Genomic DNA, 20,509 nt, shown 5'->3' with positions numbered 1-20,509 from the left:
GTAGGTAATGTTTCAAATTCCTTGTCTACCCATGTACTTCCGCTTTCCGGGAAAACTACTCCGTAACGAACTCCTGCTGTTCTGTTGCCTACAATCATTTCTTCAGGTTCAACACTAATATTGATTTTCTCTAAACAATTCTTTAAAGAATAAGCTCTCTGCATGATTCTTGGTTCATCCTCATGCTGCTTATATGTGTCAGTAATTATCTTAGCCTGCTCAATTGACGCATATCTCTTTTCAGAAAGCATCTTATCTTTTAAAACTGAAATTCTTTCTTTCATAACCAACTCGCTCATAATTACTCCTTTCAAATATATGTTTTTCATTTATTATTTTTTCCCAGTTATTATTGTTTGTTATATTCTGTATTTCTTCCAGGATTATTCGTTATTCACCGTAATTTTATTCTATAATAACCCTTCTCGTATGTCAATGCATTTATTATTGTTTGTTATTGCTTTTTATTGTTTGTTATTGTTTTTTAATTCCTAATTTGCACTATCGATGATGAAATTTCTTCTGTACAAACTGCGATTTTATTATGAAACGTTTTTACATATTTTTTAATATAAAAAAAACAGATAAAATCCATTATGATACTAAATTTTATTTAAAACATATTTTTTATTAATATGTCTAAAAATTTTTTACCCATTATAGATTTTATCTGTTTTAATTTTTGTTTATGCAAACCACTGTGTTCCATATTTCTCTATATTTTCTTTTATTTCTTTTTCAGGTTTGCCATCTAAAATGAATCCTTCAAATTCACCAACTGTTGCATATCTGTAATTTCCATCTATGGAAAACTTTCTATTCTCAAGCATCACATAACTTTTGTTACTTGCTTCCATGATTGCTTTTTTTGTCATTGCATCATCAACAGCATATGTATAAACACAATCTTTTTCCAAATCTACTCCTGCTGAACCCATAAACGCTTTATCAAATCTGAATTCTTTAATCTGATTGTTTGTCAGTGTCCCAACAAAACCATCTCTGCCTCTGCTTAATGTTCCTCCCAAAAATACAAGTTTAGTATCAACCGGAGATGTGAATGTAAGCATTACATCAATCATATTTGTAACTATTGTTATCTTAAGATTTGCCTGAACTATTAACTTAACTAATTCAATGTTAGCTGTAGATATATCAAGAAATATTACATCTCCTTCTACAAGTAAACTTAACGCTTTTTCGGCAATTCTCTTTTTTTCTTTTGTATATTTTCCAATACGTTGCGAAACATATAAATCATGAATGTTGGTTCTTACCTTAACAGCGCCACCATAAGTCTTTTTGAGAAGTCCTTTTCGCTCTAATATAGTCAAATCTTTTCTTATACTATCCTGTGTTACATCAAATTTTTTACTTAGGTCCTTTACTAACACTGAGCCTTCTCTATTTAAAATTTCAACAATCTTTTCATGTCTTTCGGATGCTAACATATGTACCTCCTGTAATATGACCCTAAATCATTTTCCTTTTATTATACAATATTGTTGATTATTTTACATTTTTTGTCAAGTTTTCAAAAATTATCTCTCCAACTCCACCCGCATTATTGTCCGATTTTGTTATATGCTTTGCAGCTGATTTTGCTTTTTCATTTCCGTTTACAAGTGCATATGACTCTCCTGCCCATTTAAGCATTGTCACATCATTTCCTGAATCTCCAAACGCCATTACTTCCTCTGCTTTTATTCCTAATTTGTCAGAAAGCCATGCAAGTCCGTTTCCTTTGTCGGCACCCATCCCTGTTATTTCAATGTTCCCTACAAATCCTGCAGTATATACAAGATTAGGTATTTCACTTAAGGCATTCATTATTTCCGGAACTATCTTTGTATCAACATAATCTACATTGAATTTTTCAATTGGAATATTATCAACTACTTCCTGTAAATCTTCTGTTAATTTCATTCTTTTTCTATATTCAACCAAAAATACTTCCGGTAATCCTTCAGAATTGAGAAAATTGTCATATGAATATTTATTAACATAAGCTTCCTGTCCTGCATAAATTTGAAATACTGCATTGTGATCAACTAATATTTTTAATATTTTCTTTCCCGCTTCTTTGCTAATATAATTTCCTTTAATAACTTCGTTTGTTGTACCATCAACTACAATTGCACCATTTGATAGCACCATATAATCAACGCATCCGACATCATCAATTTCTTTCTGTGAAATTGCTTGTGTTCTACCTGTCGACATAACAACTTTTATTCCCTGTTCATGTGCCTTTTTCATAGCTTCGATATTTTTTTCATTAATCGTTAAATGATCATCTCCTACAAAAGTTCCATCAACATCAAATGCAATTAATTTAATACTCATTTCTTTCTCCTCTTGATTGATTTGTCCATTTTAATTAGAGACATACACTCGTCTCCAAATCCGGTATGCATCTTTTCCGACACATACAACCACATAATACTATATAAATTTATTATTTTCTACAATTAAATTTATGGTTATAACCGGCATTTAATTGTATACACTGCCAATTTATCTTTTATTCTCTGTTATAAAAAACTCTCGAATGAATAATCAAACGAGAGTTTTTATAATTAATTCCGGCTATTTATTCATAGCCTTTTATTAAAATATTATTTTAATAATTCTAATACTTCTTCTTCTGTTACACATTTCATTACTTTTTCAGCTAATGCTTTGCATTCATCTATGTTGCAATCTGAGATTGTCTTTCTTGTCTTCAATACGCTTGTAGCACTTACACTGAATTCATCTAAGCCAAATGCAAGTAATAATGGTATAAGTTTTGGATCAGCTGCTGCTTCACCGCACATTCCAACCATAATTCCTTCTGCTTTACCACATTCAATAATTCTCTTGATTGCACGAAGAACTGCCGGATTATATGTTGAATAAAGATATGCAACTTTCGCATTTCCTCTATCAACAGCCATTGTATAACCTGTCAAATCATTAGTTCCAATACTAAAGAAATCTGCTTCCTTAGCAAGTGCATCTGCCATCATACATGCTGCAGGTGTCTCCATCATTACACCAACCTTAACATCTTTATTGTAAGCAATTCCATCTTTATCTAACTGACGCTTAACATCTTCAAGAATTACCTTAACTGCACGAAGTTCATCTACTCCTGTTACAAGTGGAACCATTATCTTGATATCTCCAAATGCACTTGCTCTAAGAAGTGCTCTCAACTGTACTTCGTAGATATCTCTTCTCTTTAAGCAGAAACGAATTGCTCTAAATCCTAAGAACGGATTTTCTTCTGTTTCTAATCCTAAGTAAGGGATTGCCTTATCTCCACCTATATCAAGTGTTCTAATAATTACAGGCTTTCCTTTCATTGTCTCAGCAACTTTCTTGTATGCTTCAAACTGTTCTTCTTCTGTTGGAACACTATCTCTATCCATAAATAAAAATTCTGTTCTGAAAAGACCTATTCCTTCGCCATCGCATTCAACAACTTTATCTGCATCTTCAGGTTTACCAATATTTGAAACTAATTCAACCTTAACGCCGTCTTTTGTTTGAGATGGTTTACCCTTGTATGCTTTTAACAATTCTTTTTCTGCTGCATAATCAGCAAATTTCTTTTCAAATTCTTTAACTGTTGCTTCATCAGGATTAACAATTGCTTCTCCCTTGCTTCCATCAAGAACTACTGTATCTCCATTTTTAACAATTCCACAAATTCCTTCAATACTTAATACCGCAGGTATTTCCATTGCTCTTGCAAGAATTGCTGAGTGAGATGTTCTTCCACCTACTTCTGTTAAAATTCCTGCAATGTTAGCCGGATTAATTCCTGCTGTCATAGATGGTGTTAAATCTCTTGCAACTAATACAGTATTTGCAGGTACCTGTGAAATATCAACTTCTTCAATACCCATCAAAATCTTAAGCATACGTGACTTAATATCCATTAAATCTGTTGCTCTCTGCTGAATTAATTCATCAGGAACTGTTGCAAACATTTCTGCTGTCTGGTCAAGTACCTGTTCTAATGCCATTTCTGCTGAAATCTTCTCGCTTATCATCAATGCTGAAATCTGTTCTTCAATCATTGGATCCTGAAGCATAATAATATGACCTCTTAAAATATCAGCATCCTGTTCTCCAACAGTCTTTGCCATCTTGTCTGCCATTTCATTTGTTATTGAAACAAATTTTTCAATAGCATCCTGTAATCTTTTTAATTCTGCATCTGTATCTGTAACGCTTTTCTTTTCAACTGTTAAATCATGTTCTTCAATTAACACTACTTTTCCGATTCCGATTCCTTCAGAACCTGCAATACCTTTATACATAAGCATTCCTCACAATCTAATATTATTCACCAAAGTTCTGTGATTCTAATTCTTCAATCTTAGCCATAGCTGCTGCTTCGTCTTCTCCATCACATTCAAATGTAACTTCTGAACCACATTTAATACATGCTGAAATAATGTTAATTAAGCTCTTAGCATTAATTCTCTTATTTCCAAATACGATTGTTACGTCACATACAAATTTGCCCATTTCCTTTGCTACAACTCCTGCCGGTCTCATGTGTAATCCTTCTGCGTTTTCAATTTTAACTGTTCTACTTACCATTTCTTTTTCCTCCTTAATTTCTAAATAAATCTTAATATATACATTAATACAATCTTTTGTATTATTTCCAAATCCACATTGTTCTATTTAAATTTTATATTTTTCTTTCACAAATACTAATACTACTACTATTTTCAGTTTAAAACGGGCAGGCATTTTGCATGTCTGCCCATTTTGATTCTACGCTTATTGTATAACCTTCAAATCTTCAATCCCCTATGGTAATATTTTATAAGGTTTTATTTTGGCTAAATAATCCGTTCTTTTTCGGGGATTTATTTAAGCATTGATATCATTTTTTCTACAATTGCGTCTGCCTGCTTAATAGCCGGGCCAACACCGATTTTAACTTTTTTAATATTGTCGAAACGTTCTACGTTCTTAATTGGCATATCTGTTGTAAGAATAACTGCGTCTGCTGTTGCAATATCAGCTGCTGTTATTTCATTTTCAATACCAATTGAGCCCTGTGTTTCAACTTTACACTCAACACCTGCTTTTTCACAAGCCTGCTGAATAGCTTCTGCTGCCATATAAGTATGTGCAACCCCTGAAGGGCATGCTGTAACTGCTAAAAATTTCATATCACTCACTCACTTTCTTAGATTTTATTTTATAGAATCCACAACCAATTATCTTTGTGGCTTCTTATCATTCACTAATTAATTATTATATTATTCGAATGAAATATCGATATCTTCGACAACTTCTTCTTTTTCTACATAATCTTTCTTGAATATTGCACAAAGTGCTACATAAATTGCTACACCAATTACTGTACATAATAAATATGTTGCTATTGATGTTACAGGAAGAACTACAAGTCCGCCCCAAGCTGCATTGTCATATACTCCAAGAGCACCTGCGATTGCACCTGCGATTGCACATGAAACCATATTAATAGGAATCATTCTAACCGGGTCAGCCGTTGTGTAAGAAATAGCACCTTCTGTAATACCACAACATCCCATTGCGATTGCACCGATACCTGCATCTCTTTCTGCCTGTGAGAATTTCTTCTTTAATACTAATGATGCAACACCTGCTCCAATTGGAGGAATACAAATTGCAAGACCGATAGGTCCCATAAATGAACAATTATCTCCAGCTGCTACTGTTGTACCTACTAAAGCTGCACCTGTTGAATAAGCAACCTTATTAAGTGGTCCACCAAGGTCAAATGCAATCATTCCACCTGTAATTGCACCTACTAAGATAGCTGCACTACCTGTCATATCTCCTAACCATCCTTCTAAGAACTTAAGAAGTGCTGCACAAGGATTTCCTACTACTACTACAATAACAAATCCTGTAATCAATGTTGCAAGTAATGGAACAATAAATATTGCCTTTAATGACTGGATTGATTTTGGAAGTGGAATTTTCTTTAAGTAATATGCTGCAATACCTGCAACTAAACCTGTAACAATACCACCAATAAATCCTGCTCCAACATTTACTGCTAACTGTCCACCAATAATACCAGGTGCAATACCAGGTCTATCTGCAATAGATGCTGCAATATAAGCTGAAAGTACAGGAACCATAAGCCCTAAACCAACACTACCAACGTTGCTTAAGAAACCAGCTAAACCTGCTGATGAAACTGAAGCACTTGTCTGTACTGAATTCATAGATAACATTGCTGCAATAGCAAATAAAATACCACCGGAAACTACAACCGGAATCATGTGTGAAACACCATTCATAAGATGCTGTCTCGTGTTTTTCAAAATATCAACTAAATCTTTCATAATATTGTCCTTTCTTATTATGTTTTCGCTTAAACTGCACCGATTAATTCAATTACTTCGTCTGCAGTTTTTGCACTAAATAATTTTTCTCTGAAATCGTCATGCATTACTTTTCTAAATAAGCCTGCAAGAATTTCAAGATGTCTATCTCCCTGTCCCGGAGAAGGAACACCAATCTGGAAAATTAACTCAACTTCTTCTGAGTCGTCCCATTTCATTGGATGACTAAGTCTTACAAATGCCAATGAAGGTTCTTTTACATGTACTGATTTAGAATGAGGTGTTGCAACAGAAAATCCAACTGCTGTACTTGAACCTGCTTCTCTCTTCATTACGTCTGCAACATATCCTTCCTTGTCAATAAGTCTTCCATCCTTGTCCATTGCATCAGCGATTAAATTAATTACTTCGTTTCTGTCTTTCGCGTCTACATCGAACATTACAATCTCTTTGCTCATTAAGTCTTTAGCCAACTTCTTGTACCTCCTTAAATAAAATTATTACCTTTCTTATAACATTAATTCTACTAATTTCGTTTCTTGTTTTCAACGCCCCACAAAACAGAAAATTGCACTATTCCTAGTGCAATTTTTCTGTATCTCTTATGTGAAACGTTTTTCTTGTAGTCCTTTATTTATGGGCATTACAGCAATTTTACTTTTTGTGATTCTCTAGTCATTTTTTGCCCTAACTCCAGTGCAAATCTGACATAATGCTCTTCTCAATTTCCATTTCATTATTGCTTTTTCTGATTCTCTGAATTTTACTTTCAGAGTTCAAAAATCTTGACAAATCTGCAAAGAACATTTTTGTTGTATTAATATTGTCAAAATTAAGTGCCAAAAGGAAAATAATATCTACATTATCCTCTCCCCAGTCAATCTCATAATTAACCTTAATAATATATACTATTGGTTTTAATACATTTTTAGATTTTCCATGCGGGATTGCTGTTTTGTTTCCAATGGCAGTAGAACTGATTTCTTCTCTCTGCATTACATCTGAATAAAAGTCCTCAGTAACATATCCATCTTCTACCAACTTGTCGCTTGCAGCTTTCAAAATTTCTGACTTTGTCATTTTTTTACTTACAACAGTTATATATTTTCTATCTATTACTGAATATAATTCATAATTGTCTGCAATTGAATTTGTCATATATTCAAAGCAGGCATCCTTGATTTTCTTTATGTCATTATTACTTACAAGAGGTGATATATTTACAACCTTATCTTCATATTCAAATCCCGGAAGCATTGACAAAACAATGTCAAATTCAAATTCATCAATTTCTGCTATCTTTTCTGATGATAAAATCGAAACAATCTTTACTTCTTCTATTTTATCTTCTATTTTACCGGCAACAATGCTTGCAGCTGCCACGCCACTTGTTCCTATTAAGATAGCCTTTACATTTTTTTGATTTCTATGCATTGCTCCACCAAAGTACAAAGCTAAGAATGACATTTCATGCTCCGTTGGTGATGCGTGACAATATTTTTCATAAAATTTAGATAATGTAAATGTTGTTGCAAATATTCCTGAATACATTTCTTTTACATCATATAAAAATGGATTTGCTATCTCTATTCCATATTTTGTTCTAATGAATGAAGCTGGAAGAAATGCCTTCAGGCTATTAACAAGCAAATCATTTTCCACAAAATTAATATTTAAAATTTCAGACATATATTCAAGCATTTCATCGCATACTTTATCTCTTAAATCATAAAAACCTTCATCATGAAACTGCTCAAATTCTACTTCTGCTCTTTGCATTGCTGCAGAAGCAAATATAATATCCACATAATGCTTTTCAACATCATTTAATTCGATTTTGCCTATTTTCTCTAATTCTTCAACAGCTTTATTTGTGATTTCTTCATTAATATATTCTTCATATTCATCTATATTTTCCTTTAGCAGATGTCCCATTCTTACTCTTAAAAGCTGAATGCACAAATATTTCACACACGCTTTGAATGAGTAATCCGTATAAACAATATTATATTCTTTTTCTATTGTCTCTACAGTTTGTATCGCTCTTTCAAAATTGTCTCGTCCAAAATTATTTACACAAATACTTTCATCAAGTACTGACAACCTGTAATCAATTGGTTTTGTAATTTTATGATTTCCAATAGGAAATACGCAATATTTTTTTAATGCTTTTCTTATTGAAAATTCATCTCCCGTAACAAATACACCATGCCCTGCTACTCTGTTTACAGTTATGTTATGTTTCTGTAAACGTTCCGCAACACAGTCAATATCATCACTTATAACTTTTTTGCTTACGTTTAGCTCATCTGAAAAAAGTGCTAATGTATAAGTATCCCATCCGCTTAAAAGAATAAACATTATATAGCTCATTCTCTGATTCTTCGACAAGACTGTTCTCTTGTCCTTTTTCATATCTTCAATCTGAGCTATCTGTTCGTCTGTGAAGTTTGCAACAAATCCTATTCCCGGTTTTCGTTCAAGTTTCATTCCATTTTCATCACAAAAATCTGAAACTTCTTTTATATAAGTTTTTACACTTCTCTCAGACACACCTAAGCCTAATGCTAAAACTTTTGATGTTACCGGCTTTGCATTGTTTTCAACTAGTTTTTCAACTATTTGCATTCCTCTTTCTGATAACATAATTACCCTCTCCTACATGGCAACATTACAAATATGAAGCCATTACTGTTAAGTCTCCTGATATTTTGCATTCGCCTATTCCTGAAGGAATAATAAAATGGTCACCTTTTGTAATTTTGCTTCCGTTTATTTCACCTTCACCGTTAATAACGCTGACATTCATAAACGGTTTGTCCATCGTAAATTTATATTTACCTGCAACATCCCACTTTTCAAGAGTATAGAAATCACATTTAACAAGAGTTGTCTTTGTCAAATCTCCTTCATTTTCAACTGTAATTTTCCCATCATAATCATGATGTGGTGCCTCAATACAGTCAATACTCTGCTGTACGTGTAATTCTCTAGGCTTTCCATTACTTAATCTGTCATAATCGTAAACTCTGTAAGTAATATCACTGCTTTGCTGTGTTTCAATTAAAAGTGTTCCACCTTTAATAGCATGAAGACAACCTGGATTAATCTGGAAGAAATCCCCTTTCTTAATAGGTATTGTTCTAATTAATTCATTCCATCTGCCCTCGTGAATCATGTCTGCAAGTTCTTTTTTGTCTTTTGCATGATGTCCGATAACGATATTTGCATCTTCTTTACAGTCTAAAATATACCAGCACTCTGTTTTTCCAAGTGAGCCATTTTCATGAACCGCTGCATATTCATCATTTGGATGAACCTGAATGCTTAAATCGTCTTCAGCACCTATTATTTTTACTAATAATGGAAATATGTTATCCTGAATGTTTCCAAATAATTCTCTGTGATTTTCATAAACCCATGATAAAGTTTTTCCTTCAAACTCACCATTTGAAATAGTACAATCACCTGACTTGTGTGCGCTAATTCCCCAACACTCACCTGTCTTATCTGTCGCCTGTTCGTAACCAAATTCTTTTAATAATTTGCCACCCCATATAGCTTCTTTGAATACCGGATTTAAAAATAATATTTCCATATTACGCTCCTTTCTATTTCCTATTTTTATATACATACACTAATTAAGTATTTATTTTATTAAGCCAGACATATAATTTTAACTAAATTTATTAAAAAATTTGTCCCACTATTGAACTATTTTATCATATTTGCTTTTTTAATCATACCTATAAAATAAAAAATATATTCTATAATAATAACCACATAAGGATTTTTTATGTTTTTTAAAAATTTTTCAGGTAAAAAATGGCTTTTTATAATCGCTTTACCAATAATTTTATTTTTTGCTCTATTTGCAAAATTTAGATTTTTTACTTCCCCACAAACTCCGGATAATATGTCTGTTCAATCAGAATTTGACAATTATACAACCTCTCTTGTTACATCTTCCCTATCTTCTGACACTCTTAGTATGCACTTTTATATTGCAAACACAAATGAATTTTTTCAAACAGATTTTCCACAGTCATTGGGAACATTTTCTTTAAAAGATATGAAAAATAGTCAATCGGACTATATTGAACAAATAAATACATTACAAAAATTTGACTATAGATTACTTTCTAAATCACAACAGATTACATATGACATTTTACTTTCTCACTTTCGTACTGAATTAGATTTTGGAGATTTATGCAAATATTATGATTGCCTTAATCCTACAACAGGAATTCAGGCACAACTTCCTATTTTATTATCTGAATACGAATTTTATTCCGAAAAAGACATAAAAAACTATTTTTTACTATTAAAAAGTGTTCCCGATTTTTTTGATAGCATTATAAATTTTGAATCTGAAAAAATTGATAACAAAACATTTATGTCTAAATCAAATTGTGAGTCAATTATTGCTCAATGTCTTTCCTTAATTAACGACATTTCCCAAAAAAATAATTTATTAATAGAAACATTTAATTCCAGATTAAAAAAATGCAAATTCCTGTCAGACAAAACAGTTACTAATTACTTAAATTTAAACGAAGATTATGTAAATAATTATGTTTTATCTTCGTATAAAAAACTTGCTGACAAATTATCCCATTTTAATTCTTCTTATTATATAAACAAAGACTTAGAATACTATACTCTTGCAGATTCTAAACAAGGTAAAGCTTATTATGAATATCTTGTTTCCTCTAAAACCGGAAGTACCAAAACGGTTTCTGAATTAAAAGCACGTATTCAAAGTCAGATTGCCGCCGATATGACTCAGGTTTCTTCTTTATTTACTTCTAATCCTGAACTTGAATCACAATTTTATAATTCAACTTCAACTACTATTACAGAACCTACAGATATACTTAAGGATTTAAAAGACAAAATAAATAATCCTGACAGTTCATTTTATGAAATCTGCAAATTAGATTCCATTAAATATGATTTAAAATATGTTGAACCTTCTCTTCAGGACTATTTAAGTCCGGCATTTTATCTTTCTCCACCGATTGATATGCCTGACAAAAACACTATTTATGTCAACAAAAGTGACAAATTTAAGAATCAGGATTTATATACAACTTTAGCCCATGAAGGATTTCCCGGACATTTGTACCAAAACCATGTTTTCTCCACTACTAATCCTTCTGCAATTCGCTCTCTTTTAAGTTTTGGTGGATATACCGAAGGTTGGGCAACTTATGCCGAATTTTTGTCTTACAGTTATGAAGTAGCTGATCCATCTCTTGCAAAAGCATTAAATTGTAGTGCCTCATTTTCTCTTGGGCTTTATTCTCTTGTAGATATTGGGGTTAACTATGAAGGTTGGACACCTGAAGACACCGGAGCATTTTTAAAACATTATGGATTTTCCCAGCCTGATATACAGACTGAAATATATAATTCCGTTACTGAATCCCCGGCAAATTATTTGCAATATTATGTTGGTTATCTTGAAATAAACGAGTTAAAGAATTTATATATGGAAAAACATTCTGAGAAAAATGCTTTACGTAACTTTCATGAGTTTATCTTAAAGTTTGGTCCTGCACCATTTGATGTAATTAAAAAATGGATGTTAGAAAATAATTGTTGATGCTACCAGCGACAAAATAACAATTCATATATTCTTAATTGTAGTGTATATTTTCATTTGCTTTAGTTTTTATTGATAAGAAATAAATATACGCCAAAAAATTCCGGCAGATTTTATGTTGCAAACGATAGGCAGATTTTTGAAATTTTGCGAGCATAGCTTAAATTAAAAAGTTATGTATGAGCCAAAAAGCGAGTTTAACTTTTTAATTTATAATAAGCGGCGTAGCAAAATAAAAAAATCAACGTGTTTGCGGCATAAAATCTGCCGGAATTTTTTGTAGGTTTATTTTATTTTAAAGTTGGAATGTCTTTCCTAATTCTTCTACTTCTTGTTTTGTTGCAAGATTATCAGAAAATGCACTTGCGCTTCCTGTTAACAAGCCCTTTCTAAGAGCCTCTTTGTATTCGCCACTTTCTAAATAGCCTGCGATAAATCCCGCTACCATTGAATCACCGGCTCCTACAGAATTCTTAACTTTTCCCTTTGGGCATTCACTCTTGTAAACCTGTCCATCTTCTGAAACTAATACTGCGCCTTCGCCTGCCATTGAAATTAAAACATTTCTTGCTCCGGCTTCCTGCATTTTCTTTGCATAAGGCACAACTTCATCTCTTGTATTTAATGTAACTCCATATATTTCACCTAATTCATGATTGTTTGGCTTAATAAGAAATGGTTTGTATTTTAAAACATTAACAAGTAAATCTTTTGTTGCATCAACAACTATCTTAATATCTTTTCCCTGTAAGTGTTCCATAATATCACTGTACATTGTTTCAGGCATTACTGATGGTATACTTCCTGCTAAAACTAAAATATCCCCATCCTGAATTTTGTCTAATTTCTCATATAACGCATCAATATCGTCCTGTTTTATTCCAGGGCCCATACCATTTATTTCACTTTCTTTCTGAGCTCTGATTTTAACATTTATTCTTGTTATACCTTCATTAACTTTTATGAAGTCAGCATTTACACCATTTGCTGTAAGCATTCCCTGAACACTGTCGCCTGTAAATCCTGCCAAAAATCCTAAAGCTGTATTTTCAAATCCAAGATTACTAAGTACCATTGAAACATTAATTCCTTTTCCACCAGGGAACATTAACTCCTCAGATGTTCTGTTTACAAATCCCTCTTTGAAATCTTCTACTGTTACTATGTAATCAATAGAAGGATTAAATGTAACCGTATAAATCATAGATGCACCTCCGAATTTATTACTATATTTCATATACACAGACTATTCGTCCTAACACTATTTATTACATTATAATTTTATATTTTTTTCATTTCAACTTGTCTCTAATATTAATTTTGCACTAAGTTTAGTTAAATTATTTATCAGCTACATTAATTTAGCTACCATTACACTTGCAATTGTTCCGGCAAGAGTGGCAAATAATGCTCCTGGAAGAGTCCATCTTGTCTTTGTTACCTTTGCAGTCATAAAATAAACCGACATCGTGTAAAAAACCGTTTCTGTACTACTCAATATGATTGAAGCTACATTTGCAATATATGAATCTACTCCATATTTTTTATAAACATCAAGAAGCATTCCTGTTGCTGCCGAAGACGAAAATATTTTTACTATATTTAACGGCACTAACTCTCCCGGAAATCCAATATATTTTGTTACTTTTCCAATCTGTTTGCCACAAAAGTCCATTGCTCCTGACTCTCTAAGCATTCCTACCGCCACCATTAACCCTATTAAAGTCGGCATAACTTTTATTACTGTCGCAAATCCATCTTTTGCCCCATCTACAAAATCAATGTACACTTTCGTTTTTTTCTTTAATCCATATAAAACTATTATTAATATTAAAATGGGAATTATGTAATTAGACAATGTTGCAATATTCACTTAGCACCTGCCATTTTATTTTTATAAATAATATGAATTTTACATAAAAAAAATGCCATAGCCTAACCATTTGATTAAGCTATGACATTTTATGTATAAAAATCCATTATGTCAATTTTAATTATCCTGTTTTTCACCTGTTCTGTATTCATCAATCTTCTTGTAATTATCTGCAAGTGATGCTTCTCCTTCAATAGGGATAATTTCCTTATTGAATACAGGTTTTAATAAAATAGGTGTAATGATTGTTGTAATAACAACGACTATAATAATTGGTCCCATAATATTGTTACTCATAAGACCTACTGCTGCACCTTTGCTGGCTACGATTAAGGCAACTTCACCTCTTGAAATCATACCAACACCAATTCTAAGTGCCTGATAATTCTTGTATCCGCAAACCTTTGCGCCAAGTCCACAACCGATAATCTTTGTTAACAATGCAACTAATGTTATTACTGCTGCAAATGCAATTATTGCAGGTCCCATCTTTGGAAGTTCAACCTTAAGACCGATACTTGCAAAGAAAATTGGGCTTAAAAGCAAATATGATAATACATCAAATTTTGATGCGATGAACTGATCTTTCTGAGTCATTGATATAATTAAGCCTGCGAAGAATGCACCTGTAATATCTGCAACTCCAAAGAAATGTTCTGCACAAAATGCCATTACAAGGCAGATAACGAATGCAATAATTGCATGTCTGTGCATTCCTTTACCACTAATTTCACACCATTTCTTAAATGCATAATAAACAATAACTCCGACAACTCCGCAAAATACGAAGAATAATACTATCTTAAATAAAACAACTGCAATATTTACTGATGTGTCAGCTAAACTTGTTACAATTGTAAGAGCTATGATACCTAAAATATCATCGATAATGGCAGCTCCAAGAATTGCATTTCCTGATTTAGTTTTTAATTTACCTAATTCTTTTAAAGTTTCAACTGTAATACTTACAGAAGTTGCTGTTAAAATTACACCAATAAATACTGACTGTAAAAATACTGAACTTGTAACATCTGATGTGTCAATATATCCATTATTAATGAATAAATATGCAACACCACCACCAACAACTAAAGGAACTATAACACCTAAAAGTGCTATTACAAATGAAGCTTTTCCACTTCGTTTAAGTTCTTCAATGTCAGTTTCCATACCTGCGCAGAACATAAGAACAATTACACCTAATTCTGCCATATTCTGTATCATGTCTGTTTCTGTTAACACTCCTACACATGCAGGTCCTAAAATAACACCAGCCAAAAGAGCACCAACAACCTGTGGCATATTAACTTTCTTTGTGAAGAGACCAAGAATCTTTGTACTAGCTAGAATAATAGCTATGTCTAAAAGAAATTTGTAATCCATTTTTCCTACCTCTTTTCTCATTAGTTTCTTATATACGAAACAAAAATATAGTGCGAAGTACCACTATGTACATCTTCGCACCACGTTTATTTTAACACTTTGTTTACAAATGTCAATCATATTTATTTTACTTGTTTTTGTGTTATTTTTGCTCGTTTTTTGTAAATACTTTTTGCTACTTATTTTACATACATTCCGTATTTAATGTTAACTCTATCAATTTTTTTTAGCATCGGAATTAACATAAACCATAAAAATATAAAAGTTGATATACCATGTATTACATTCATAATAAATCCTGCAGTATAAGCTGTTATAAAAGCCTGAACACTTGGACTGTCTGTAGACATAAGCACTGTTGCCGTATCCATAATAACACCATAAACAACTATTGTTGCAAGCATCCCCATAAAACAAATAAAATTTTTTTGCTTCTTAGGAATATAACTTCCCACATTCCTTTTACTGTATGCAATTCCAAAAATATATCCTAAAAGTCCAAAGGCTACCATTTGCCATGGTGTCCAGGGACCCTGACCCATAAAAAAATTTGACACAAATGCCGTCATGGCTCCTGTTAAAAATCCTGCCTTCTTACCTAATGCAATTCCTGTAATAATTATAATTGCAGCGCAAGGTTTTACCTGTGGAGTCATGTAAAAAATAACTCTCCCGATAACTGCAAAACTAATCATGCACACAAGCATTACTATTTCTCTTGCCCTCGGTTTTCTTTTTTCAAATCCTAACGCAAATACAACAAATGAAATAAGTATAATTAATAAACCTACTCCGTAATAGAACCGGCTGTCATTGACCATACTACTTCCTCCTTTGTAATTGCTTTTTCAATTAATTCTCCTGCCATTTTATGAGAAACTGTTGTGTAAAATCTGTTTGTGCAAATCATTTCTCTTATGCTGCTTTCTGAAATAATTTTTCCTTGGAAAAACATAGCACATCTGTCTCCATATTCTGCACAAAATTCCACGTCATGACTTACTATTACAATCGTCTTTCCCTGTTTTTTTAAATCAAGAATTATTTTTCCCATTTCTTTTTTATAAATTACATCAATTCCTTTTGTTGGTTCATCTAAAAGTAAAATATCAGGATTACACAACAACACCTTTGCCATTGCAAGCTTTTGCTGCTCACCTCCACTCAAATCATATGGATGTGTTTTTTCATATTTATCCAGATTTAGTTTTGTTAAAATATCTTTATTTCCATCAACCTCATCTATAACCGTGTCATGAAGAAACATTGTCTGGACATTCTGTGGCATGTACACAATTTTGCCATTTATTTTTACTTTTCCTCTATATTGCTTCAATATTCCACACAATATTTTAATTAATGTTGATTTTCCTGCACCGTTTCCTCCTAATATGCAGTAAATCTGCTCATTTTCTATATTAACACTAATCCCCTTAATTATATCTGCTCCATCACGTTCATATCTGAACCATATGTTTTTTCCACTGATTGCAATATCTTTCGCAGATTTATTTTTATCTTTATTCTCATACTCTAAGTTGATTAATCTATTTTGTTTTGCTATATTTTCTTTTATTATCTGATTTTGGTTTACATAATTCTCAATCCATTTTCTTCCCTGACCTACTGTAAGTGGAATATTTTCAGATAATTCTCCAATCTCTTTATAAATTTGAGTCGGTATAGGCATAAATTGAAATTCTTCTGTATTATAAAGTTTATCTGCGACTTTATAACTATTTTCATCAGCTAAAATTTCTCCATTTTTCATAACTACGGCTTTACTGCAAACAGGTAACAACTGGTCTAATCTATGTTCAGAAATAATAACAGTAGTTCCAAGTTCATCATTTATTTTATGTAACATCTGAATAAATTTTTCTGCCGCTATAGGGTCTAACTGAGCTGTAGGTTCGTCTAAAATTATTACCTTAGGCTGCATTGTCATAACTGCCGCCAGATTAAGTAACTGTTTTTGTCCGCCTGAAAGGCTGTTTGTCGTCCTTTCATATAATTTTGCTATTCCAAAATATTCTGCTGTCTCGCCAATTCTTGCCCCTATTTCTTCTCTTGCCATTCCCATGTTTTCCAAACCAAATGCAAGCTCATGCCATACTTTGTCCGTTACAATCTGCTGTTGAGGATTCTGCATTACAAATCCAATTTTCATTGCCTGAGTTCTTTCATCAACTTCTTCAATTTTTTTATTTTCAAATAAGACTTCCCCAGCTTTGTCTCCATTTGGAGTAAGTACACTTTTTAAACATCTGAGCAATGTCGTCTTTCCACAGCCTGATTTTCCACATACAACAACAAAATCACCATTTTCTATATTTAATGAAACATTTTTTAAACATGGAGAATCTGCCATAGCATATTTAAATGTTAAATTTTTGATTTCAATCTGAGCCATCTTATCTCCTCCATAATATTTATTAAAATTGGTGTTGCGCAAAGTGCTAAATATGTTATGTAAACCAATGTTGCATACTTATTTTCTTCTATATAAAACATCGGATAGTAGTATGTTTTAACACATCCAAATATACACCCTAAAACTACAATTCCGCCCAAAAATATAATCCATATCAAGGCGATTATGTCCCTTAATGTTAATTTATAATTATTAAAATTTGTCCTTCTCTTTACTCCGTAGCCTCTTGATGCCATCGAATCAGCCGTATCCACTGAATTTTCCAATGCCCATGTTGCTGTAATAGAAAAATTTTTCACCTGCATTTTTACTTTTCGAATAAAATTCATTTTGTTAATATCACTTTCATTTGCAATTGCCATAACTATATTTACATCCGAAGTTTCTTTTGCATGAGCCACAAATGCCGGTACAAATTTTAATACCATTGAAAAAATTAAAGCAAGCGTAGGTACTATCTTCCCAAATACAGCTATAATTTTATCTTCCGTTACTATTTTTTGAAATGTAAAAATCCAAATCATTACCGTAACTAAAATTCCTGCTGCAAACATTCCATATATAATAGATTCCAAAGTGACTGCATTTCCTGTTGGCAAAAAGAATAGCACCGTAATTCCTCTATGAGAAAAAAGAGGGTTTATCAGCCCTGCAAAAATAAACAAGCCTAATAACCCTGTTAACTTTTTTATTTTTTTGTTTTTGTATACAATTACAAAATAAACCGTGGCAAATAAAAAAGAAATGAATATCATAATCGGATGATTCACAAACATAGTAATTCCCAATATAAATGCGTAAAATAATATATTTACTACCGGGTGAAATCTTCCGAATTCTTCTCTCATTTCTTTTCTATATCCTCTCCTAAATTACATGTATATTGAAATTTTATTTCATCATTTTCTTTAATCTTGTACTCACTGCAACTTACATTTGGTACATCTCCATTTACAGTATACATCCAACCTGACTGTTTTCCACAGTCAAATTCGTATAAATTATTAATTCCTTCTATATATACGCTTTTTGTTGCCGGCGTTATGCTACTTTCAATCAGTATTCCTTCATTTTTCAATTCTCTTTCTAAAATTTCGAAACAGGATTCCCCCTCTGTAAATTTAACTTCCTTTGTCTCATATATCACGCCATCTTTTGGTTGTGCTTTTCGTATATTATCCTGTAATTTGTTACTATTTATTGCATTTATACAAGTCACATACAAAGTACATTTTTGTGTTGCCTTTTCAGATTTTACACTTTTACTATTTCCACAGCCCCACAAGGAAAATGTCATAAGTATTGTAATTATACATATGCTTAATTTTCTCAAATTAGTTTTGTTCATCTTTATTTGTCACTCTTTTCTTCTTATATTTATAAATATCAAATCCAAATTTTCCGGCTATACCACAACATATTCCAAAAATCAGTATAATATAAGGTCTTCTATTTTTGTGTTTTGTTTCTTTAGTAACATTTTCTTTATTATTAACTGAATTTTTATTTTCTGTTTGTTCTATATTATTGTCTGTAGCTATCTTATTTTCTTCATCATTATTTTCTAAAACATCTGTAGCATTTTCTAAGTTATCTGTAGTATTAGTATTTTCTTCCGTTTCTACATTATTATCTTTTCTATTCTTAGATTCATTATTTTCTCTATTGTCGTTATCATCGCTATTATTTAACGTATTTCCATTTGATTTACTATTATTTTTTGAATTTGATGATGCATTCCTTTTTGTGTTTTTACTTGTGGAATTGTTTTTATCGTTGTTATTTGCATCATTCTTATTTTTATCAGACGCACTACTTTTTGTTTCTTCTTTATTATCTGCCTTAGTTGTTTCTACCTTTATATTTTCTATTTTAATAATTCCATCACTCATATCATAGAGTCTGTTCATTCCTGATATACTTCTGTAATAAGCTGTTATTGCATACATTGCCTGGTCTGTAGACATTTGATTTGCGCCTTTTCCCTTCGTATGGCAAAAAGCACCATTATCTTTATAAAATGTCATTAAACCATCATATACGGTTTTGCCGTTTTTCACAAATCTGCTATCATCAATTTTTATTCTCATTTCAGATAATGCAGTTAAAACCTGTGCTGTACTTTCACAGTTTGAGTCACTTGTATTTCCATATGCACCATCAGATTTCTGTAAAGTGCTAAGATTTGCAAGTCCTTTATCAATGCTTTCTTTTACATTTTGTTTTTCATTATAGTATGGAGCAAGTGCCTGAATAACCATGGCAGTCACATCAACATCTGCTTCTGTCCCCATATAATTCCATCCGCCATTGTTCAATTGTTGTTTTACTAAGAAATCAATTAACTTATTTCTTGTTGTCTGTTTTCCTGTCATTGCGTCCGGAATTTCATAATTGCCACAATCAAACGCCATAAGTGTGTAAGCAGCTCCATTTACACCTTGTATCATTATATTTTCAAATGATGCAAGAGGCTGTAATAAATTGTATCCCGAAAAATTCTGAGGATTTTTTTGAATTGCAGTTAATGCAATAATTGTTCTTGCATATTCGGTATATTTTCTTGTTGATAAAATTCCTTTGTTATCTGCAACTGTTTTTGATACATTGCCTACATATTTTTCTATATATTCATCTTTGATATTTCCACATCTGGCAAGTCCAAACACCGTCCATTCTCCGCCTACGCTTCCGTATGCTGGATTTTTTACCGTATTCATCTGATAATATGAAATTTTATTTATTGTGTTTTCTATATCATCCTTTGACGGTGTCTGACTTCCCATAACTGAAGTTGAGACACACATAAAGAATATTGCAATTGTTGCTAATAATTTTTTCATGTGTTTCCTCTA

19 protein-coding genes are annotated in these 20,509 nt (G+C 32.0%); 1 reads left to right on the top strand and 18 read right to left on the bottom strand.

What is annotated here, in order from left to right; genetic code table 11:
- The 10 genes from ABMA45_RS06935 to manA form a co-directional block, all read right to left on the bottom strand.
- On the bottom strand, positions 1-299 hold a 299-nt coding region (locus ABMA45_RS06935; protein ID WP_348030005.1), incomplete at its 3' end, for a pyruvate formate lyase family protein.
- Positions 300-686: 387 nt separating this feature from the next.
- Positions 687-1,451, bottom strand: coding sequence for a DeoR/GlpR family DNA-binding transcription regulator (locus tag ABMA45_RS06930; RefSeq protein WP_022089164.1), 765 nt, complete (start codon positions 1,449-1,451; stop codon positions 687-689).
- 58 nt (positions 1,452-1,509) lie between these two features.
- The gene (locus tag ABMA45_RS06925; protein WP_022089163.1) at positions 1,510-2,346 is read right to left on the bottom strand and encodes a Cof-type HAD-IIB family hydrolase; all 837 of its coding nucleotides are present in this window, start codon (positions 2,344-2,346) and stop codon (positions 1,510-1,512) included.
- Positions 2,347-2,618: 272 nt separating this feature from the next.
- Complete coding sequence (gene ptsP / locus ABMA45_RS06920; protein WP_022089162.1) at positions 2,619-4,313, bottom strand: phosphoenolpyruvate--protein phosphotransferase; 1,695 nt, start codon at positions 4,311-4,313, stop codon at positions 2,619-2,621.
- Positions 4,314-4,335: 22 nt separating this feature from the next.
- Complete coding sequence (locus ABMA45_RS06915; RefSeq protein ID WP_022089161.1) at positions 4,336-4,599, bottom strand: HPr family phosphocarrier protein; 264 nt, start codon at positions 4,597-4,599, stop codon at positions 4,336-4,338.
- 275 nt (positions 4,600-4,874) lie between these two features.
- A complete protein-coding gene (locus ABMA45_RS06910; protein WP_022089160.1) occupies positions 4,875-5,183 on the bottom strand; it encodes a PTS fructose-like transporter subunit IIB in 309 nt (102 codons plus the stop codon).
- 90 nt (positions 5,184-5,273) lie between these two features.
- Positions 5,274-6,353, bottom strand: a complete 1,080-nt coding sequence (locus ABMA45_RS06905) for a PTS fructose transporter subunit IIC (RefSeq protein ID WP_022089159.1) — start codon at positions 6,351-6,353, stop codon at positions 5,274-5,276.
- Positions 6,354-6,382: 29 nt separating this feature from the next.
- A complete protein-coding gene (locus tag ABMA45_RS06900; protein ID WP_022089158.1) occupies positions 6,383-6,826 on the bottom strand; it encodes a PTS sugar transporter subunit IIA in 444 nt (147 codons plus the stop codon).
- Positions 6,827-7,040: 214 nt separating this feature from the next.
- Positions 7,041-8,999 (bottom strand): BglG family transcription antiterminator, encoded by a 1,959-nt coding sequence (locus ABMA45_RS06895; RefSeq protein ID WP_022089157.1) that lies wholly within the window; start codon positions 8,997-8,999, stop codon positions 7,041-7,043.
- Between the two features lie 25 nt (positions 9,000-9,024).
- Entirely contained in the window at positions 9,025-9,951 is a 927-nt protein-coding gene (manA, locus tag ABMA45_RS06890; protein ID WP_022089156.1) for a mannose-6-phosphate isomerase, class I, read from the bottom strand.
- A gap of 198 nt (positions 9,952-10,149) precedes the next feature.
- On the opposite strand from manA, the gene ABMA45_RS06885 reads away from it, so the two are divergent.
- Entirely contained in the window at positions 10,150-11,964 is a 1,815-nt protein-coding gene (locus tag ABMA45_RS06885; RefSeq protein WP_022089155.1) for a DUF885 domain-containing protein, read from the top strand.
- A gap of 295 nt (positions 11,965-12,259) precedes the next feature.
- Here ABMA45_RS06885 and pfkB read toward each other — a convergent pair whose 3' ends face one another.
- The 8 genes from pfkB to ABMA45_RS06845 all read right to left on the bottom strand — a co-directional run bounded on the left by pfkB (position 12,260) and on the right by ABMA45_RS06845 (position 20,497).
- Complete coding sequence (gene pfkB / locus ABMA45_RS06880) at positions 12,260-13,168, bottom strand: 1-phosphofructokinase (protein ID WP_022089154.1); 909 nt, start codon at positions 13,166-13,168, stop codon at positions 12,260-12,262.
- 147 nt (positions 13,169-13,315) lie between these two features.
- Positions 13,316-13,837 carry a spore maturation protein gene (locus ABMA45_RS06875; RefSeq protein WP_022089153.1) on the bottom strand — a complete coding sequence of 174 codons (522 nt, stop codon included), beginning with the start codon at positions 13,835-13,837 and terminating at the stop codon, positions 13,316-13,318.
- A 117-nt stretch (positions 13,838-13,954) separates the two neighbouring features.
- Positions 13,955-15,220 (bottom strand): cation:proton antiporter, encoded by a 1,266-nt coding sequence (locus ABMA45_RS06870; RefSeq protein ID WP_022089152.1) that lies wholly within the window; start codon positions 15,218-15,220, stop codon positions 13,955-13,957.
- A gap of 179 nt (positions 15,221-15,399) precedes the next feature.
- On the bottom strand, positions 15,400-16,041 hold the full coding sequence (locus tag ABMA45_RS06865; protein WP_022089151.1) for an ECF transporter S component: 642 nt from the start codon (positions 16,039-16,041) through the stop codon (positions 15,400-15,402).
- Positions 16,008-17,633, bottom strand: a complete 1,626-nt coding sequence (locus ABMA45_RS06860) for an ABC transporter ATP-binding protein (protein ID WP_022089150.1) — start codon at positions 17,631-17,633, stop codon at positions 16,008-16,010. Before ABMA45_RS06860 ends, ABMA45_RS06865 begins: the two co-directional genes overlap by 34 nt.
- A complete protein-coding gene (locus ABMA45_RS06855; RefSeq protein WP_022089149.1) occupies positions 17,606-18,502 on the bottom strand; it encodes an energy-coupling factor transporter transmembrane component T in 897 nt (298 codons plus the stop codon). Before ABMA45_RS06855 ends, ABMA45_RS06860 begins: the two co-directional genes overlap by 28 nt.
- A complete protein-coding gene (locus ABMA45_RS06850) occupies positions 18,499-19,002 on the bottom strand; it encodes a DUF4430 domain-containing protein (RefSeq protein WP_022089148.1) in 504 nt (167 codons plus the stop codon). The genes ABMA45_RS06855 and ABMA45_RS06850 overlap by 4 nt, the downstream gene beginning before the upstream one ends.
- Entirely contained in the window at positions 18,989-20,497 is a 1,509-nt protein-coding gene (locus tag ABMA45_RS06845) for a prenyltransferase/squalene oxidase repeat-containing protein (protein ID WP_022089147.1), read from the bottom strand. Before ABMA45_RS06845 ends, ABMA45_RS06850 begins: the two co-directional genes overlap by 14 nt.
- Positions 20,498-20,509: the final 12 nt, after the last annotated feature.

This window comes from Eubacterium sp. CAG:156 (assembly GCF_000434315.1).
GTDB classification, from domain to species: Bacteria; Bacillota; Clostridia; order Lachnospirales; family Lachnospiraceae; genus Eubacterium_U; species Eubacterium_U album.
Note: the sequence above shows the minus strand (reverse complement) of the source record. Positions and strands in the feature narration are given on the sequence as shown.